Raw genomic sequence first — 16,328 nt, forward strand, 5'->3', positions numbered from 1 at the left:
CGTGGCAGCTTCCCGCATGTGCCGCTACTGCTTGAGTCCCAGAAGCACCTGCAGCATTTCGTCGGCCGTGGTCACCAGCTTGGCGGCCGCCTTGTATGAATGCTGAAATTTGACAAGGCTGCTCATCTCCTCGTCCAGATTCACCCCGGCAACGGAATCCTGTCGCGCACTCAGGTCGTCGGCCAGCGTGCCGTAAAAATCCGACCCGAACTTGGCCTGCGCCGTATCCGAACCAACGTTGGCGGAAATGGTGTTGAAATATTCCGAAAGTGACTGATTGCGTCCCTGTTCGTAGCTTGTGGGAATATCGAGCTTTTTGGTTGCCAGTCCGCTGATGGCCGTGGCGGTGTCGTTGTCGCCCACATTGGCTTCTCCGCCGCCGTTGATGCGTCCGGCGTTGATGCGGCTCACATCGGCCAGCACTTCGGGACGCATGCCCAGCGTCACCGCCGAATCACCCTGAAAATATGTATTGATGCCCAGTGCAGCCAGCAATCCCGTGCTGTCGTCGGCAAAGCCGAACTGGTAGCCGTCGGCGGCATCCAGCACCAGCTGGTTGTCTGCTATGGACGCGGTGACATACCCGCCCCACGATGTGTTTATGGCATTCACCACATCGTCAAGCGTATGCACAGAAGGATCGAAGTTGGCTCCGCCGCCGAAATCAAGCGGGCCGAAAGAGGCCCCGGAGGCCAGTTCGCCTGTTGCAGAGTCAAAAAAGTACATCGTGAGGTTGCCGGACTTCAGCTTGTCGAAATAGGACAGACCGGAAGACGCATCGCCCAGCGCCAGCGCGGGGTCGTTCACACTGTCGCCGCCGCGTGTGTAGTCAAGATGGCCCAGACCGGCACCCTGACTGTGCAGATAGTTGACCTGCCACGCCAGCTCGCGGGAAAAAGCATCCAGCTTTTCCTGATATTTTCCCAGATTGGCATCACGGAAGCTGAAATAGCCGGCCAGAGTACCGCCCACAAGGCGCCGCGGATTGTCGCCGCCCTCGGCAAACGCCATGGGGGTTATGTTCAGCGGTTCAGTGGTGGGCCGCACCCAGTACAGGCCGCTTTTGGGCACGATGGTAAATTCGTCCCCTGCGGCAAGGTCATTGGCACCGGCATTGAAGTATATATCAAGACCGTCCACATGCACTTTGCCGGTTTGCGCATTGGCCTGAAACTCTTTGGGCAGCCCCGTGGTCTCGTCCGTCAGCCATGTGCGGCCACCGTCGTACGAAACCTTGAACGTGGCGCCGCCGCCCACGGCCCCGCCGGAAACAATCTCCAGCGTGTATTCACGGGCCGAAGAACCTTCAAAGACAATCTCGCCGTCAAAAGGCGGCACGCCCTTGACCACGGCGCTGGTTTTGGGGCCTTCAAATTTCAGTTCAAACGATTCCTCTCCGTCCACCAGCGTATGCCCGGCCTTGGTGTTGACCACAAAGTCACCGCTGCCTCTGTCGATGACATCCACATCCATGATGGCCGCCAGTTCGCGTACCATCTGGTTGCGCTGGTCAAGCAGCGTGTTGGCGTTGTTTGATCCGGGAATATCGTGCACCTGAATGGAACGGTTCAGCTCGGCGATATCCTTGATAAGCTTGTTTGCTTTGTCCACATCCTGCCGGATGTACTCATCCATCTGGTGTTCCAGCTGATTCATGGAATCCGCTGTACTGTTGATGAGACTTGTCAGGCTCTGGGTGTGTGCCAGCAAAGCTTCGCGCGTGGCCTTATCGTCGGGACGCTGCGCCAGCTGCTGCCAGTCGGTGAAAAACTGCGAAAGCGCGGCGTTTATGCCTTTTGAATTGGATTCGTTGAAAAGACTCTCGACGCTCTGCAGCATCTGATGCTGCGCTTTCCACCGCTGCTCGGTGGCAAAGTGATCGTGGTATTCCTGTTCAATAAAGGTATTGAAGTACCGGAAAACCTCCGCCGCCTTGACGCCGGTTCCCATCTGGCCGGGTTTCCAGTCGATGGGGGTTTTGGCTTCAAAACGTACGGCCTGACGCGAATACCCGGGGGTGTTCACGTTGGCGATATTGTTACCTGTGGTCTGGATGGCGCTCTGCGACGCAAACAGCGCATCCTTGCCCACGCTGAGCAGCGAGTTAAGCGTCATTACAGCCTCCCGCTGAGCAGTGCGGCCTGAGGTCTGTGGGTGGTGTAGCGCCCGCGGCCGCCGTAGGTCATACGGGTATCCGGCTGGATACGTTCATGCATGAAAGAAAGCATTTTCTGGCTCTGATCCATAAGCGCCAGCGCCAGCTCTGCATTGCGCGAAGCCATACGCGAACAGGTCTGCTCAAGTTCGTCGATGCGCTGCAGGGCATCACGCACAGGAGCCGCCGTCTCTTCATCCAGACTGTCGCAGTATTCCTGCAGACGCACGCCGTTCATGGCTTCCTTAAGCTCCACACGCTCGGAAGCCACCTGACGCACCAGTTCATGAATCATCATCTCCACATGGCTCACATCATCGGGACGACGTTCACGCAGGTGGGAAAACTCTTCCTCAAGCAGTGTTTCAAGATAGTGCAGCGCGCCTTTCTGGCGGACAAGATTGCCGAGCAGATAACCGGTCATATCCTTTACCTCCGTCAGCCGCGTTTACCTATGGAAAGCCCCGCCATCAGCCGGTTTCTGATCTGCTCGGGGTTCCATGCAAGTTCACCCTGACGCAGTTCGAAGTGCAGATGGGGGCCTGTGGAGCGGCCTGTGTCACCTACTTCAGCAATTTTCCTGCCAGCCGTGACAACATCCCCCACTTCCACATTCAGTTCACTGTTGTGACCGTAATAACTGCGCCACCCGCCGGCGTGTTCCAGCACCACCAGTTTGCCGTAGTCTCCCTTTTCTCCGGCAAAAACCACCTTTCCGTCCCAGCAGGCTGCCACGGGTTCGCCTTCTTCTCCGGCGATATCAAGCCCCGCGTGCCATTCCCGTTCACCTGTAAACGGGTCCGGACGCCAGCCGAAACCGGACGATATTCTGCCCGGCAGCGGCCAGTGCAGCGAGACGGGAGCGGCATCGCTTTGTGCGGGGCCGCCCATGCCGCCCGCGGCTTCAACCTGCTGCGGGGCATCCTGCGGTGCGGCATTCTGCCGTATGCGCCGGGCAAGCGCCTCCACCTGTGTAAATATCTTTTTGTCTTCAGAAGAAAACGCGGGAGGAACCGATGACAAAGGCGGATGCTCCGCCGGAGCAGAATCCGCCAAGACAGATTTGCCCGCACCGGCCTGCGGCTGTTCCAGCGGCGTGTACATGGCCTCGTCTCCGTCCTGCGGAACCGCATCACCGGCCGCCGCATCTTCCGGTAACGCCGCGGCATCTTCCGGCACCGCTGCGGCACCGTCTCTGAGAGAGAGCGGGCGTACTGCCGCGGCACCTGTCATGGCGCCGGGCGATGTGGTGCGGCTGGCATCCTCCAGCCTTCCCTGCAGCTGTTCATACAGCATATCTGCCAGCCCTATGCCGCCTGCCGAAGCCATTTTCTTGGCCAGCTCCTGATCAAACATGGACTGGTACATTTCTTCGTCGCGGCTGTGCAGGTAACCTTCTTTGGGCACGGTCGCGCGCATCTGCTGCCACAGTTTCTGAATGAACAGTGATTCAAAGCCTTCGCACGATTCGCGCAGACGCTGCTCGCGCGACTTGCTGTCGCCCAGCCGCTGACGCAGCGCGTCCATCTCGCGCTTGCGCCGCACAAGCTCCTGCCCTTCAAGGGCGGAAGATGCCATGCCGGAATCGTACAAAGGGCCGCTCATGCTAGATGACCTCCAGCTCCGCGTGCAGCGCGCCCGCCGCCTTGAGCGTGCGCAGTATGGAAATAAGATCGCGCGGTGTGGCGCCTATGGAATTCAGGCCGTCCACAAGTTCCTGCAGCGTGGCTCCTTCCATCATCACCAGCCGCCGGTTCTCTTCCTGTGCGGCTATATCCGTCTGCGGAGTGACCACGGTCTGTCCGGGGCTGAAGGCTCCGGGCTGCGAAACCTGCGGATTTTCCTGCACCACTATCTGCAGGTTGCCATGCGACACGGCAACCTTGGAAATCCGCACACTGTTACCCACCACAACGGTTCCGGTCTTTTCATCCACCACCACACGGGCGGGGCTGTCCGGCGTTACGGGCAGGTTTTCCAGCGAAGCCATCAGCGGCACCAGATTGCCCCTGTAGGCGGGCGGCACCATGATGTCCACGGTGGCTATATCGCGCGCACTGGCAAACTGGCCGCCCATGTTGTCATTAAGCCTGTCCACCACCTGCATGGTTGTGGAAAAATCCTGCACGTTCATATGCAGCGTCAGCTTGTTCTGGGTGTTGAATTCAAACGGCACGGCACGCTCCACCACGGCACCGCCGGGAATGCGGCCCACGGTGGTGATGTTCTTCTGCGCCCGCGCCGCATCGCCTTCCGCCGAAAAACCGCCCAGGGCAAGCGGTCCCTGTGCCAGCGCATACACCTTGCCGTCCACCCCTTTCATGGGTGTCATCAGCAACACGCCGCCCAGCAGACTGGTGGCGTCTCCCAGCGATGATACCGTAATATCCAGACGCGAACCCGGACGGGCCGACACGGGCATGCGCGTGGTCACCATCACAGCGGCCACGTTTTTAGGTGTCAGCTTGGTGCGGTCCACGGCTATGCCCATCTTGTCGAGCATGTTCACCATGGAGCTTATGGTGAACGTGGATGATTTTTTGTCACCCGTACCGCCAAGCCCCACCACAAGCCCGTAGCCCATGAGGTCGTTGTCGCGCACACCGCCGAACGAGGCTATGTCCTTGATGCGTACAGCCTGGGCGGGCGACGGCAGCAGCAGGACAGCCAGCAGAAAAAGCAGCGCGCCACGGCGGAAGCAACGGGTAAAAAAGGTCATGTGTGTGCGCTCCTAAAACGGCCAGAGGTTGTCCATGAGCCGGGTGAACCAGCCCACACGCTGTTTGTCCGAAATGACACCCTTGCCGTAATAGGAAATGCGGGCATCAGCCATCTGGGTGGACATGACGGAGTTGTCGTCCGCCACGTCCGAAGTGCGCACCAGCCCGCTCACCGTCACTATCTGGGTTTCTTCGTTCACTCTGGTTTCACGCGACCCCTCGACCTGCATCAGACCTCCGGGCAGCACCCGTGTCACCCTTGCGGCAATGGTGGCGGTGACAGTGTTTTCGCGGGTTGTCTCTCCGTCGCCGGAAAAATCGCTTACAGAGCTGAACTTGAGCAGCGGCACATCGCCAGTGCGGCCGCTGAGCAGCGTCTGCCCGGGAATGATGCCCACCTTGCTGCGGTCGAAAAACGAAGAAACGCCGTACTCGCCGGTGGATTCTTTATTGGTGGAGGTGGATGCCTTGTTCTCGGCCTTGGAATTTTCCACTATATTTATAAGGACAATGTCCCCCACGCGGCGTGCTCTGTAGTCGGCATAGAGCAGGTCTGCGTTTTCATCGCTGAACAGCGAACCGGGATTTTCGGCTTTTTCCTCCGGCGTGGTGACCACAGGCGGCGGCACAAGCCCGGGTTCGGGCGACGGCGCCTGTCTGGCGGCCGTGCAGCCGGAAGCTGCCAGCAGCAGCATGCATATGACTGCGTATCTCATGATATCCACTCCTCCGGACGCCGGTGCGGCCGGCTATTGCACAATGACGGTGGTCGGATCTTTGACGGTGGCATACACCTGCCTGCGACTTTGCAAATTCCGAACCGGAATGGAATCTCCGGCGGCACCGTCTGCCAGCGCTTCTGCAGGCACGGTAAGCAGAATGCGGCTGCCGCGGAAAACCAGATCAACCCTGTCTCCGCGCGCCACAGTGGGCATTATTTCAAGATCGGCTGCATAGATGACCTGCCCCTGCCCCACGGCCCGCGTCAGGCGCCACGGGCCGCCTTTGCCGTCCCACGGGTCTCCGCGCATGAACGCCCTGTTCTTGCGCACCATGGTCACAGCATCCGGCCCCAGCAGATCGCCCCTGTTAACAGGAAACGCCGCAGCCGGAACCCCCGTCCACACATCCACAAACACACTGCCCGTGGCCTGACGCACCACGTCTCCGGTGGGCCGCACTTCGGCCAGCCTCAGCGACAGCCTTCCGGCACGGACATCGTCCGTCATCAGCATGACAGTGTTCAGCGGGTCTTCCACAAACATGAACGCAGGCAGCCTGTAATCCCGCAGCGAGGCTTCGCCTTCCAGTGCGGCCAGCCGCGGAGTCAGCGAGTCCGCCACCACCTTGCGCAAAGCGGCCTCGTCATACAGGCCGCCCCCTTTCTGCACCGCCATGGAAGCGGGGTACAGGCATTTGCGGTGGTGTTCCGGCAGGTACCGGCGCATGGCACGCTTCAGCCGCGGGCCGGTTATGCTCATGGTTCTGCCGGTCTTATCCGGTGATTCCCACAACGGCCGGCGGGCAAGCTGCTGCCACAGTTCCGGCGGCATTTCTCCCACGGGTGAAGCTATTTCACCCAGCAGCACCATATCTCCGTGCACCACCGCCGCATCGCGCAGCTGCAGACGCCACGTACCCGTAAGAGAAGCTCCGGCGGGAACAGCAGCCAGCACGGCCAGCAGCACGGCCAGCAGCACCATGTGCAGGCCCCGCAGGCCACACCGCGAAAGAGACTCTGCCGCGGCGCCTGAATACGGTTTTGCAACGGACATCCACATACGCACGATCCCCCGCAGACGCATCAGGCGCGCTTGAGCTGGGTTGCCGTCTGCAGCATGTTGTCCGAAGCCTGAATGGCCTTGGAGTTCATTTCGTACGCACGCTGCCCCACAATCATATTGACCATTTCGTCCACCACTTCCACGTTGGACATTTCCAGAAAGCCCTGCGCGATGGTGCCCACATTGTCTTCGCCGGGCACGCCCTCCACAGCCACACCGGAAGCCTCCGATGCAAGGTACAGGTTACGTCCGGCGGCCTGCAGTCCCGCGGGGTTGATGAACGTGTACAGCGGGATATCAGCCGCGGCCAGCTCTTCACCGTTCTTATCCAGCGCCGCGATGTGCCCGTTTTCGGTCACCACCACGTTTTTTGTTTCGGGCGGCACGGTGAATTCCGGCTCCAGCGGGTAACCGTTGGCCGTGACCACGGTGCCGTCCTGATTGAGCTTGAAAGCACCTGCGCGCGTGTAAGCCGGTTCGCCGTTCACGGTAACCTGAAAGAACCCGTCACCTTCAATGGCGAGGTCCAGCGGGTTGCCCGTGTTGGAGTAGTCGCCCTGAGTGAAAAATTTGTGCACGGTGGTGGGACGCACACCAAGACCCACCTGAATACCCGTGGGAATACGCTGGTCGTTGCCGGTAACCGAGCCTGCGATCTTCATGTTCTGATACATGAGGTCCTCAAACTCGGCGCGGCTCTTTTTAAAGCCCAGTGTGTTCACGTTGGCGAGGTTGTTGGAAATGGTGTCAATATTAAGCTGCTGGGCGATCATACCTGTAGCAGCAGTCCAGAGAGAACGCATCATGACGGATATCCTCCGGTTTGCCGCACGTTACGCACGGCCTCTGCCCACCTGAGTGGTGGCCATTTTGTCCACGGCATCAGTGGTCTGCATAATTTTCTGATAAGCTTCAAACTGACGGTTGGCTTCGATCATGTTGACCATTTCAGTAACAACCTCGACGTTGGCCGTTTCCAGATACCCCTGAAGCACCACGGGGTTTTCCACAGGAACCTCCTGCGCCTCCGCTCCCTCACGCAGTCGGAAAAGGTTGCTTCCCTGTTTTTCCAGCGCATCCAGATTGTCCAGCGTGACCACCTGCACCTGACCTATCTCTTCACCGTCGGCATAGATGGTGCCGTTTTCCGCCACTGTCAGATTGGCACGCGGCGGAATCTGTATGTCTCCGCCTGCTCCCAGCACGGGCCAGCCCTGCTGCGTCACCAGCTGACCGTCGGAAGTCTGACGGAAGTTGCCGTTACGGGTGTAGAACTCGCCGTCCGGGGTACGCACCTTGAAAAAGCCGTCGCCGTGCACGGCCATGTCCAGCGTACCGCCTGTCAGCTTCAGGCTGCCCTGACTGAAATCGGTCTTGGCCAGCGCTATGCGCGGTTTGGCAATGTGTATCGGCTCCGGAAACATCTTCTTGGAACGCACATTGGGTATGGGTTCCATCACCTCGTCATGGGCAAAGGAAAGAAAAGTGTCCTTGAACGCGAGCACGTCGCGTTTGTACCCGGTGGTATTCACGTTCGCCAGATTGTTGGCGATGTTGTTCAGCCGGTGTTCGTTGGTAAGCGCCCCGAATAACGCGCTATACATACTGTCTTGCATGGCAGCCTCCTTGGCGCGGCGCACAGGCGCCCGCACAGCCGGTCACGATGCAACATGCGGGCCAGCCTGTTCAGCCTTCTTTTAACCGGCGGCGCCGGTTTTTTGGTCTGCGGCCATTGACAACGTCTCGGGAGCAACATATACGATAGCGATTCAAATGTGCGGTTCCCACGTGGATGCTACCTGTTCTGGCCTACGCCGTGCAGGCAGACCGGATTATCACCGGCGGACATTGATACATCCTGTGGCCGCTAAGCGGCTGAACGCGGGGTGGCCGGCAAGGCCCCCTTTTTTTTGCGGCAAGACCGCATGGTACGATGCATATGACCGTCACAACAATTCACGAACAACTGCTGGAAATCATCACCCCCGTCATCCGGTCCTTCGACCTTGAGTTGTGGGGCATGGACTTTATTCAGGGCGGCAAGGCCGTTCTGCGTATATATATTGACGGACCCGACGGCGTTACCATCGACCAGTGCGCCACTGTCTCACGGCATATCGGGCTGGCACTGGAAGTCGAAGACATCATTGCCGGGGCTTACAACCTCGAGGTGTCGTCCCCGGGACTGGAACGGCCTTTGTTCAGCGCGGCACAGCTTGCCGCCTATAAAGGACACAAGGCAGAACTGGTGCTGCGCGCCCCCTGTGCGCAGTTTCCCGGACGGAAAAAATTTACCGGCGTTGTCGGAAACGTGGAAGGCGAAAACTTCACTCTGCAGATAGACCCGCTGAAAGGCGGCGACAACCTGCAGGAAGAACTCAGCGCGCACTGGGACGATGTGAAAAAAGCCAGACTGATCTACGATTTTGACAGCGAAAAAGGCCAGAAGCGCTAACGGCCGCCCGGACATATCGAGTCGGAGGAATTCCCCATGAGCATGGAATTGAAAAAAGCCATAGACCAGATCAGCAAAGACCGGGGGCTGGACCGGGCACTGCTGGTCGAAACGCTGGAAGAAGCGGTACGTACCTCCGTCATCCGCAAATACGGCGATGAGCTGGACCTTGAAGTCAACTTCAATGAAGAAACAGGCGAAATCGAGGTTTACCAGTTCAAAATCGTGACGGAAGAAGTGGAGGACGAGGCTTCGCAGATTTCTCTGGAAGACGCCCGCGCACACGACCCCAGCGTCCAGCTTGACGACGAGATGGGCTTTCGCCTGAAAATCGAAGATCTGGGCCGTATTGCCGCCCAGTCCGCCAAGCAGGTCATCATCCAGCGCATGCGGGATGCCGAGCAGGAAATCATATACGAAGAATTCAAGGACCGCCTGAACGAAGTCGCCAGCGGCATCATTCAGCGCAGAGACAAAACCGGCTGGATCATCAATCTGGGCCGTACCGAAGCGCTGCTGCCCAAAGACGAACAGATTCCGCGCGAACACTACAAGCGCGGCGACCGCGTGCAGGCCATCATCATAGAAGTGCGCAAGGAAGGCCGCGGCCCGCAGGTTGTGGTATCCCGTTCGCACCCCGACTACATGGCCGCGCTGTTCAAACGCGAAGTGCCCGAAGTGGATGACGAAACCGTTCAGGTGATGGGTGTTGCCCGCGATCCGGGCAGCCGCGCCAAAGTGGCTGTCACCTCGCGGGACCGCGATGTCGATCCGGTGGGTGCCTGTGTGGGCATACGCGGTTCGCGCATTCAGAATATCGTGCAGGAACTGCGCGGCGAACGCATCGACATAGTGGTGTGGAGTCCCGACATCGCAACCTATGCACGCAACGCCCTCAGCCCCGCCGTGATCAGCCGCATCATTGTGGACGAAGAGGAAAACATGCTCGAAGTGGTTGTGCCTGACGATCAGCTGACCAATGCCATCGGCAGAAAGGGTCAGAACGTCAAACTGGCATCCAAACTGCTGGGCTGGAAAATAGATATTTACACCGAGACCCGCTACAACGAAGCCAACGCCATAGGGCGCGGTCTCGAACAGCTGGCCAGCGTGGCCGAAGTGCCCATCGAGCAGTTTGTGGCCGCGGGCTTCTCGTCCATAGAAGAGCTGCGCGACGCCACAGACGAAGAGCTGATGGCCGTGGAAGGCCTTACTCCCGGAAAGATCTCGGATCTGCGGGCTGCCATCAACTTCCTTGCCCCTGTACAGCGCAGCGCTGAAGACGGAGAGGAAGAAGAAGCCGCTGACGGGGAAAACGCCGAATAGTCCGGAAGCCGATGACTGACGGACAAAAACATATTCCGATACGCACCTGCGTCATCTGCAGGAGACGGTTTGCAAAGAGCGATCTCCTGCGCTACGTCTGCCCCCCGGGTGAGCCTTGCGGCGACCCCGTGGCCGACGAAGCTCAGACCCAGCCGGGCAGAGGCTACTACGTTTGCAGTAGTGAACAATGCAGGCAACGGTTCCCGAAGTTCCGGGGCTGGCGGAGAAAGTGCAAGGGGGTTCACGCATGAGCGAGACTAAAATCAAAATTAAGGACTTGGCCACCGAGCTGAACATCGCTCCGAAAGAAGTGCTGGCAGCGGCCAAGAAACTGGATATTCCGGCGAAAAACGCCACCAGCACGCTGACTACAGAAGAAGCGCGCAAGGTGCGCGGTCAGGTGCAGGAAGCATCGGGCGACGCCAGACGCAAAGACGGCGCTTCGGATGTCATCATCCGCAGACGCCGCAAGGGCTCCGGCGCAAAGCCGGCTGCCCGCGAAGAAGCAGCCCCTGCCGAAACAGAGGCACAGGCCTCTCCCGAGCAGCCCGAAGCCAAGGCGGCCGCACCGGCAGCCGAAGCTGAAGAAGCTCCCGCAGCCAAGCCCGCGCCTGCCAAAGCACGCAAGGCGGAAGCACGGACAGAAGCGCCCAGAGCGCGCATCATCCGGCCAGCCACCCCTCAGGCGGAGGAAAAAGCAGAACCCGCTCCCGAAACGGCCGCGCCCGCGCAGCCCGCACCGGAAGCGCAGTCTGCCGCGCCTGAAAAAGTTGAAGCACATGATGCGGGTGCACCGGTGCAACAGGCGGAAACAACCGAATCCGCTCCGGCTGAACCCGCGGCTGAAAAGGCGCCGGCAGAAAAGCGCCGTTACGAGGTTTCAATGGAACCTGAAAAAGACTCCGTGCAGGCCGACACCGAAGCCGATGGCGACGCTGACGGCGGCAGGAAAAAGAAAAAGAAAAAGAAACGCGAAGAAACCGCAGGGCCTCAGGTCCGTGTCATCTCGCGCCCCGACCCTGCAGCCGTGCAGGCTCAGGCCGCAGCTGCGGCTCAGGCCCGCGAAGAAAGGGCAGAACGTCCTGACCGCGGTCCCCGGCCGGCCGGCGCACGCCCCGCAGGTCCCCGTCCCGGCGGTCCCCGTCAGGGTGACTCGCGTCCCGGCGATGGCCGTCCCGCACCCCGCTCCGGCGCTCCGCGTCCGGGTGGTGCCCGCCCCGCGGCCGGTTTCGGACAGCCCGCTCAGGCCGAAAATTCTTCTCCCTTTGCCGACGGACAAAGCAAGAAGAAACGCCAGAAAGGCCGCCGTACGGTGGAATTCGGCGACAAGGGCGCAGGCGGCAAAAAAATGCGCGAAGATGTGGGCGGCAACTGGAACCGCGGCAAAAAGGGCAAACGCAAGCCCGAAACAAAGCCCGTGTCCACGCAGCCCCAGCGCGCGGCCAAGCGTAAAATCAAAGTGGATGAAGCTATCCGCGTGTCCGATTTTGCCCACCAGATGGGTGTGAAGGCACCGGAAATAATAAAAATTCTGATGTCGCTGGGCATTATGGCCACCATCAACCAGTCGCTGGATATCGACACCGCGACTGTGGTTGCCGCAGAATTCGGTTACGAAGTGGAAAAGGTGGGCTTCTCTGAAGATGAGTTCCTCCTGCCCAAGGAAGTGGATGCCGACGAACTGCTGCTGCCCCGTCCCCCTGTTGTCACCATCATGGGGCACGTTGACCACGGCAAGACTTCGCTGCTCGACGCCATCCGCAAATCCAGTGTCACCACCGGTGAAGCGGGCGGCATCACGCAGCACATCGGCGCATACCACGTAAGCACCAAGCGCGGCGACATCGTGTTTCTTGACACCCCCGGTCACGAGGCGTTCACCGCCATGCGTGCCCGCGGTGCACAGGTGACCGACCTTGTCATTCTGGTGGTTGCCGCGGACGACGGCGTGATGGAACAGACCCGTGAAGCCATCAGCCACGCCAAGGCCGCAGGTGTGCCCATTGTGGTTGCCGTGAACAAAATAGACAAGGAAGGCGCCAACAGAGACCGCGTAATGCGTGAACTGGCGGAGCAGGACCTTGTGCCCGAAGAATGGGGCGGCGACACCATTTTCTCGTATGTTTCGGCCAAGACCCGCGAAGGTCTGGACGATCTGCTGGAAATGCTGGCACTGCAGGCCGAAGTTCTGGAACTGAAAGCCAACCCCGACAAGCCCGCACGCGGACGCATTGTGGAAGCCAAACTGGACAAGGGCCGCGGTGCCGTGGGTACCGTGCTCATTCAGGAAGGCACGCTGAAACACGGCGACGCATTTGTCTGCGGCGTTTTCAGCGGGCGTGTGCGCGCCATGTTCAATGATCAGGGTAAAAAAGCCAAGCAGGCAGGCCCCTCGATTCCTGTCGAAGTGCAGGGATTTGAAGGCGTACCTGTGGCAGGTGAAGAGTTCATCTGCGTCAAGGATGAAAAGGTTGCCCGCCGCATTGCGGAACAGCGCGCCATCAAACAGCGCGAACGCGATCTGGCACGCGAAAGCAAGGTCACCCTGGAAACATTCCTTGCACGGCGCAAAACCGATGCCGAAACGCAGACCCTCAACCTCGTGCTCAAGGCCGACGTGCAGGGTTCCGTGGGCGCCATCACCGATGCGCTGCGTAAAATGCAGACCGAAAAAGTCAAAGTGGACATCATCCACAGCGGCGCCGGTGCCATCACCGAATCCGATATTCTGCTGGCTTCCGCTTCGGACGCCATCATCATCGGCTTCAACGTGCGCCCCACCGCCAAAGTGAAGGATGTGGCCGAACAGGAAAAGGTGGAAATCCGCTTCTACGACATCATTTACAAGCTGTCGGAAGAAATCAAATCCGCCATGGCCGGTCTGCTGGCCCCTGTGGTCAGAGAACAGTACCTCGGTCAGGCCGAAGTGCGCGAAACCTTCAGCGTGCCCAAGGTGGGAACCGTTGCCGGCTGCCATGTGGCCGACGGCAAGATCATCCGCAACACCAAGGTGCGCCTGCTGCGCGACGGCGTGGTCATCTACACCGGACGCATCAACTCGCTCAAGCGCTTCAAGGACGACGTCAAGGAAGTTGCCAAGGGCTTTGAATGCGGCATGGGTCTTGAAAACTACAACGACATCAAGATAGGCGACATCATCGAAGCCTTTGAAGAAGTCGAAGAAGCAGCGACCCTCGATTAAACACTCCCCCTGCGGGGCGCTGCGGCGCCCCGCAGGATTATACCATGCCGCGCTGCCGTAACCTGTACACGGCAGGCACAGCGGCGTCCGCGGAAAGACATGCCATGGTCATCGGTATTCTGACAGTAGAGTACACGCTGCACGGCAACGACTCGCTCAAAGGCAAACGCAGAGTTGCCTCCAGCCTGAAAGCCAAGGTCCGCGCCAAGTTCAACGTATCCATTGCAGAAATTGCCAATCAGGATTCGCTTACACGTCTTTCGCTGGCCGTGGTCACCGTAAGCAACAGCGAAAAGCACTTGCAGAGCAGACTTACCAAGTGCCTGAGCATGATGGAAGCAGCCTGCCCCGAAGAAATGACCTACAGCGATATGGAATTTTTCGGCGCCGAGTAGCGCCAAAGGAACACCGCCATGCGGGAAAGCACAAACCACGGCATGCCCGCGGCACGCATTGCCGAAATACTGCGCCGCGAAGACGACTTTCTCATTGCCAGTCATTATAATCCGGACGGAGACGCCATAGGTTCCATGGCCGCTCTTGCGCACATGCTGCGCCGCATGGGCAAACAGGTCATGCTGTACAACGAGTCCGGCGTGCCGGACCAGTTCGGCTGGCTGGATATGGGCGCCCCCTGCGTCACCGCGCTGGACGAGATAGACAGCTTTGCTCCGCGCCGGCTTGTGGTGCTCGACTGCGGCGATGACCGCCGCCCGGGCCAGGAAATCCGTTCACTGCTTTCTTCTGTTCCCAGCATCAACATTGATCATCACTTGGGCAATCCCCAGTTCGCCGATGTGAACTGGGTTGATTCTTCCTGCGCCGCCACCGGCGAGATGGTCGCGCTTATCGGCCGTGAGCTGGGCGCAGTGCCCGACGGCCCCGTGGGCGAAGCTCTCTACCTTGCGCTGGTATCCGATACCGGTTCGTTCAGCTATGGCAACACCACGGCGCAGGTGCTTGAAATTGCAGCCGACATCCTGCGCTGCGGGCTTGATCTTGGCGATTTCGGCCCGAAAATGCAGAACAACTGGAGCCTGAACCGGATGCAGCTGTGGGGCAGACTGATGGGTGCCGTGCGCCTGAGTGCAGACGGACGCATTGCGGCGCTGGGCATCAGCTCCGCCGTGCTGGAAGAAACCGGCACCACCATCGCCGATGCCGAAGGAATTATAAATTACATGCGCCGCATCCGTGGTGTACAGGTGGCCGTCACCGTGCGCGAACACGGTCCCGGACGTTCCAAAGCCAGCCTGCGTTCCAACGGCACGGCCGATGTACAGCGGGTTGCCGCCGGCTTCGGCGGAGGCGGGCACCGCAATGCCGCCGGTGCCGAACTGGACATGCCGCTGGAATCCGCCGTGCAGGAAATACTTTCATCCGTCTCGCGCAATCTTGCACTGGACGCCGAGGGCGCTTAACTGTATGGCTGATTCGAAACTTGCACAGCAGCACGGGGTACTGGTACTTAACAAACCTAAAGGCCCCACATCGGCTCACTGCATCGCCAGAATCAAACGGCTGGGGCAGAAAAAAATAGGCCACGCCGGCACGCTGGACCCCATGGCTCAGGGCGTGCTGCTGGTGCTGCTGGGCCAGTGCACCAAGATTTCCGGCTATCTGATGGAAGGCGGAGAAAAAATATACTCCGGCACGCTGGAACTGGGACGCACCACAGACACGTGGGACGACGAAGGCGAAACACTTTCCACAGCAGACTGGACGCACGTAACCGAAGAGGACGTGGTCCGCGCTGTCGACTTGTGGACAGGTTCGTCGGAACAGCAGGTTCCGGCATATTCCGCGGCCAAGCACAAGGGACAGCCCCTGTACAAGCTGGCACGCGAAGGTAAGGAAACGCCTGTCAAAACAAGGCGTATAGAAATTTCACAGGCGGAAACGCTCGCTGTTGAGCTGCCGTTTGTGCGCTTCCGGGTTCATTGCAGTTCGGGCACCTATATACGATCCCTGGCCCACAGCTTGGGGAACCGTCTAGGGTGCGGCGCTGTGCTGACCGAACTCATCCGGGAGTACAGCCACCCGTTCTCGCTGGACGAAGCCCATGATCTGGACGACGTTCTGGCAGAACCGGCGGAACTTGCCGGCAGGGTCATACCGCTGGACAAGGCATTGCCGCACTGGCCCAAGCTGCGCCTGAGCGCAGCTGACGAAGCCCGTGTGAAAAACGGCATGCCCCATCCGTATGATCCGGCAGAAATGGCCAGCATGCCTTTTACCGAAGGTATCAGAGCCGTACTGCTCGACCCGGCCGGTGACCCGCTGGCTCTGGCGGAAACAGCCTACAGAAATCAGGTGCCCGTCTGGACGGTTCTGCGGGGGCTGTGGAATACATAATATGTTACTTGGAGGTAACTTGCTGTGGTAATGACTCCTGAAAAGAAGATGTCCATCATTGAAGAATACGGTCAGCACGAAGGCGATACCGGTTCTCCCGAAGTGCAGGTGGCCCTGCTTACTGCACGTATCGAATACCTGACTGAACACTTCAAGTCCCACAAACAGGACTATCACTCCCGTACCGGCCTGCTCAAGCTGGTCGGGCAGCGCCGCAACATGCTGAAGTACCTTGCTAAAAAGGACGTTCAGCGTTACCGCGCTCTCATTCAGAAGCTGGGCCTCAGGAAGTAGGTTCACACGGGGAACCCCGACAGGGGTTCCCCTGCTT

At 59.5% G+C, this 16,328-nt stretch carries 16 protein-coding genes; 8 read left to right on the forward strand and 8 right to left on the reverse strand.

Features of this window, described 5'->3' with window-relative positions; translation table 11 throughout:
* Nucleotides 1–24 precede the first annotated feature (24 nt).
* From flgK to flgF, 8 genes are all read right to left on the reverse strand, one after another.
* Nucleotides 25–2,115, reverse strand: a complete 2,091-nt coding sequence (flgK, locus tag ACZ5D1_RS13780; RefSeq protein WP_011368900.1) for a flagellar hook-associated protein FlgK — start codon at nucleotides 2,113–2,115, stop codon at nucleotides 25–27.
* Nucleotides 2,115–2,579: a flagellar protein FlgN gene (locus ACZ5D1_RS13785; RefSeq protein ID WP_011368901.1), complete on the reverse strand. Its 465-nt coding sequence runs from the start codon at nucleotides 2,577–2,579 to the stop codon at nucleotides 2,115–2,117. The genes flgK and ACZ5D1_RS13785 overlap by 1 nt, the downstream gene beginning before the upstream one ends.
* A 14-nt stretch (nucleotides 2,580–2,593) precedes the next feature.
* Complete coding sequence (locus ACZ5D1_RS13790; protein ID WP_011368902.1) at nucleotides 2,594–3,760, reverse strand: peptidoglycan DD-metalloendopeptidase family protein; 1,167 nt, start codon at nucleotides 3,758–3,760, stop codon at nucleotides 2,594–2,596.
* Between the two features lies 1 nt (nucleotide 3,761).
* Nucleotides 3,762–4,874: a flagellar basal body P-ring protein FlgI gene (locus ACZ5D1_RS13795; RefSeq protein ID WP_011368903.1), complete on the reverse strand. Its 1,113-nt coding sequence runs from the start codon at nucleotides 4,872–4,874 to the stop codon at nucleotides 3,762–3,764.
* Nucleotides 4,875–4,886: 12 nt separating this feature from the next.
* Nucleotides 4,887–5,591: a flagellar basal body L-ring protein FlgH gene (locus ACZ5D1_RS13800; RefSeq protein WP_011368904.1), complete on the reverse strand. Its 705-nt coding sequence runs from the start codon at nucleotides 5,589–5,591 to the stop codon at nucleotides 4,887–4,889.
* 33 nt (nucleotides 5,592–5,624) lie between these two features.
* The gene (flgA, locus tag ACZ5D1_RS13805; RefSeq protein WP_234702970.1) at nucleotides 5,625–6,578 is read right to left on the reverse strand and encodes a flagellar basal body P-ring formation chaperone FlgA; all 954 of its coding nucleotides are present in this window, start codon (nucleotides 6,576–6,578) and stop codon (nucleotides 5,625–5,627) included.
* A gap of 101 nt (nucleotides 6,579–6,679) precedes the next feature.
* Nucleotides 6,680–7,465, reverse strand: a complete 786-nt coding sequence (gene flgG / locus ACZ5D1_RS13810) for a flagellar basal-body rod protein FlgG (RefSeq protein ID WP_011368906.1) — start codon at nucleotides 7,463–7,465, stop codon at nucleotides 6,680–6,682.
* A 27-nt stretch (nucleotides 7,466–7,492) separates the two neighbouring features.
* Nucleotides 7,493–8,275 carry a flagellar basal-body rod protein FlgF gene (flgF, locus tag ACZ5D1_RS13815; protein WP_464555180.1) on the reverse strand — a complete coding sequence of 261 codons (783 nt, stop codon included), beginning with the start codon at nucleotides 8,273–8,275 and terminating at the stop codon, nucleotides 7,493–7,495.
* A 323-nt stretch (nucleotides 8,276–8,598) separates the two neighbouring features.
* On the opposite strand from flgF, the gene ACZ5D1_RS13820 reads away from it, so the two are divergent.
* From ACZ5D1_RS13820 to rpsO, 8 genes are all read left to right on the forward strand, one after another.
* Nucleotides 8,599–9,114, forward strand: a complete 516-nt coding sequence (locus ACZ5D1_RS13820) for a ribosome maturation factor RimP (RefSeq protein WP_011368908.1) — start codon at nucleotides 8,599–8,601, stop codon at nucleotides 9,112–9,114.
* A 36-nt stretch (nucleotides 9,115–9,150) separates the two neighbouring features.
* Nucleotides 9,151–10,440, forward strand: coding sequence for a transcription termination factor NusA (gene nusA / locus ACZ5D1_RS13825; RefSeq protein ID WP_027182359.1), 1,290 nt, complete (start codon nucleotides 9,151–9,153; stop codon nucleotides 10,438–10,440).
* 11 nt (nucleotides 10,441–10,451) lie between these two features.
* Entirely contained in the window at nucleotides 10,452–10,691 is a 240-nt protein-coding gene (locus ACZ5D1_RS13830) for a YlxR family protein (protein WP_011368910.1), read from the forward strand.
* Nucleotides 10,688–13,642 carry a translation initiation factor IF-2 gene (gene infB / locus ACZ5D1_RS13835; protein WP_464555183.1) on the forward strand — a complete coding sequence of 985 codons (2,955 nt, stop codon included), beginning with the start codon at nucleotides 10,688–10,690 and terminating at the stop codon, nucleotides 13,640–13,642. Before ACZ5D1_RS13830 ends, infB begins: the two co-directional genes overlap by 4 nt.
* A gap of 104 nt (nucleotides 13,643–13,746) precedes the next feature.
* A complete protein-coding gene (locus tag ACZ5D1_RS13840; protein ID WP_027182357.1) occupies nucleotides 13,747–14,037 on the forward strand; it encodes a DUF503 domain-containing protein in 291 nt (96 codons plus the stop codon).
* Between the two features lie 18 nt (nucleotides 14,038–14,055).
* The gene (locus tag ACZ5D1_RS13845; protein ID WP_011368913.1) at nucleotides 14,056–15,063 is read left to right on the forward strand and encodes a DHH family phosphoesterase; all 1,008 of its coding nucleotides are present in this window, start codon (nucleotides 14,056–14,058) and stop codon (nucleotides 15,061–15,063) included.
* 4 nt (nucleotides 15,064–15,067) lie between these two features.
* Nucleotides 15,068–15,997 (forward strand): tRNA pseudouridine(55) synthase TruB, encoded by a 930-nt coding sequence (gene truB, locus ACZ5D1_RS13850; protein WP_011368914.1) that lies wholly within the window; start codon nucleotides 15,068–15,070, stop codon nucleotides 15,995–15,997.
* 24 nt (nucleotides 15,998–16,021) lie between these two features.
* On the forward strand, nucleotides 16,022–16,291 hold the full coding sequence (rpsO, locus tag ACZ5D1_RS13855) for a 30S ribosomal protein S15 (RefSeq protein ID WP_011368915.1): 270 nt from the start codon (nucleotides 16,022–16,024) through the stop codon (nucleotides 16,289–16,291).
* The last annotated feature ends 37 nt before the right edge of the window (nucleotides 16,292–16,328 follow it).

The sequence above is a fragment of the Oleidesulfovibrio vietnamensis genome, assembly GCF_055388115.1.

Bases quoted from the DNA above. Each gene is read 5' to 3' on its own strand.
- ACZ5D1_RS13820 (WP_011368908.1), top strand. From the start codon at position 8,599: ATGACCGTCACAACAATTCACGAACAACTGCTGGAAATCATCACCCCC.
- flgG (WP_011368906.1), bottom strand. From the start codon at position 7,465: ATGATGCGTTCTCTCTGGACTGCTGCTACAGGTATGATCGCCCAGCAG.
- ACZ5D1_RS13840 (WP_027182357.1), top strand. From the start codon at position 13,747: ATGGTCATCGGTATTCTGACAGTAGAGTACACGCTGCACGGCAACGAC.
- flgA (WP_234702970.1), bottom strand. From the start codon at position 6,578: ATGGTGCTGCTGGCCGTGCTGCTGGCCGTGCTGGCTGCTGTTCCCGCC.
- nusA (WP_027182359.1), top strand. From the start codon at position 9,151: ATGAGCATGGAATTGAAAAAAGCCATAGACCAGATCAGCAAAGACCGG.
- infB (WP_464555183.1), top strand. From the start codon at position 10,688: ATGAGCGAGACTAAAATCAAAATTAAGGACTTGGCCACCGAGCTGAAC.
- flgF (WP_464555180.1), bottom strand. From the start codon at position 8,275: ATGCAAGACAGTATGTATAGCGCGTTATTCGGGGCGCTTACCAACGAA.
- ACZ5D1_RS13800 (WP_011368904.1), bottom strand. From the start codon at position 5,591: ATGAGATACGCAGTCATATGCATGCTGCTGCTGGCAGCTTCCGGCTGC.
- ACZ5D1_RS13785 (WP_011368901.1), bottom strand. From the start codon at position 2,579: ATGACCGGTTATCTGCTCGGCAATCTTGTCCGCCAGAAAGGCGCGCTG.
- ACZ5D1_RS13790 (WP_011368902.1), bottom strand. From the start codon at position 3,760: ATGAGCGGCCCTTTGTACGATTCCGGCATGGCATCTTCCGCCCTTGAA.
- ACZ5D1_RS13830 (WP_011368910.1), top strand. From the start codon at position 10,452: ATGACTGACGGACAAAAACATATTCCGATACGCACCTGCGTCATCTGC.
- flgK (WP_011368900.1), bottom strand. From the start codon at position 2,115: ATGACGCTTAACTCGCTGCTCAGCGTGGGCAAGGATGCGCTGTTTGCG.
- ACZ5D1_RS13845 (WP_011368913.1), top strand. From the start codon at position 14,056: ATGCGGGAAAGCACAAACCACGGCATGCCCGCGGCACGCATTGCCGAA.
- ACZ5D1_RS13795 (WP_011368903.1), bottom strand. From the start codon at position 4,874: ATGACCTTTTTTACCCGTTGCTTCCGCCGTGGCGCGCTGCTTTTTCTG.
- truB (WP_011368914.1), top strand. From the start codon at position 15,068: ATGGCTGATTCGAAACTTGCACAGCAGCACGGGGTACTGGTACTTAAC.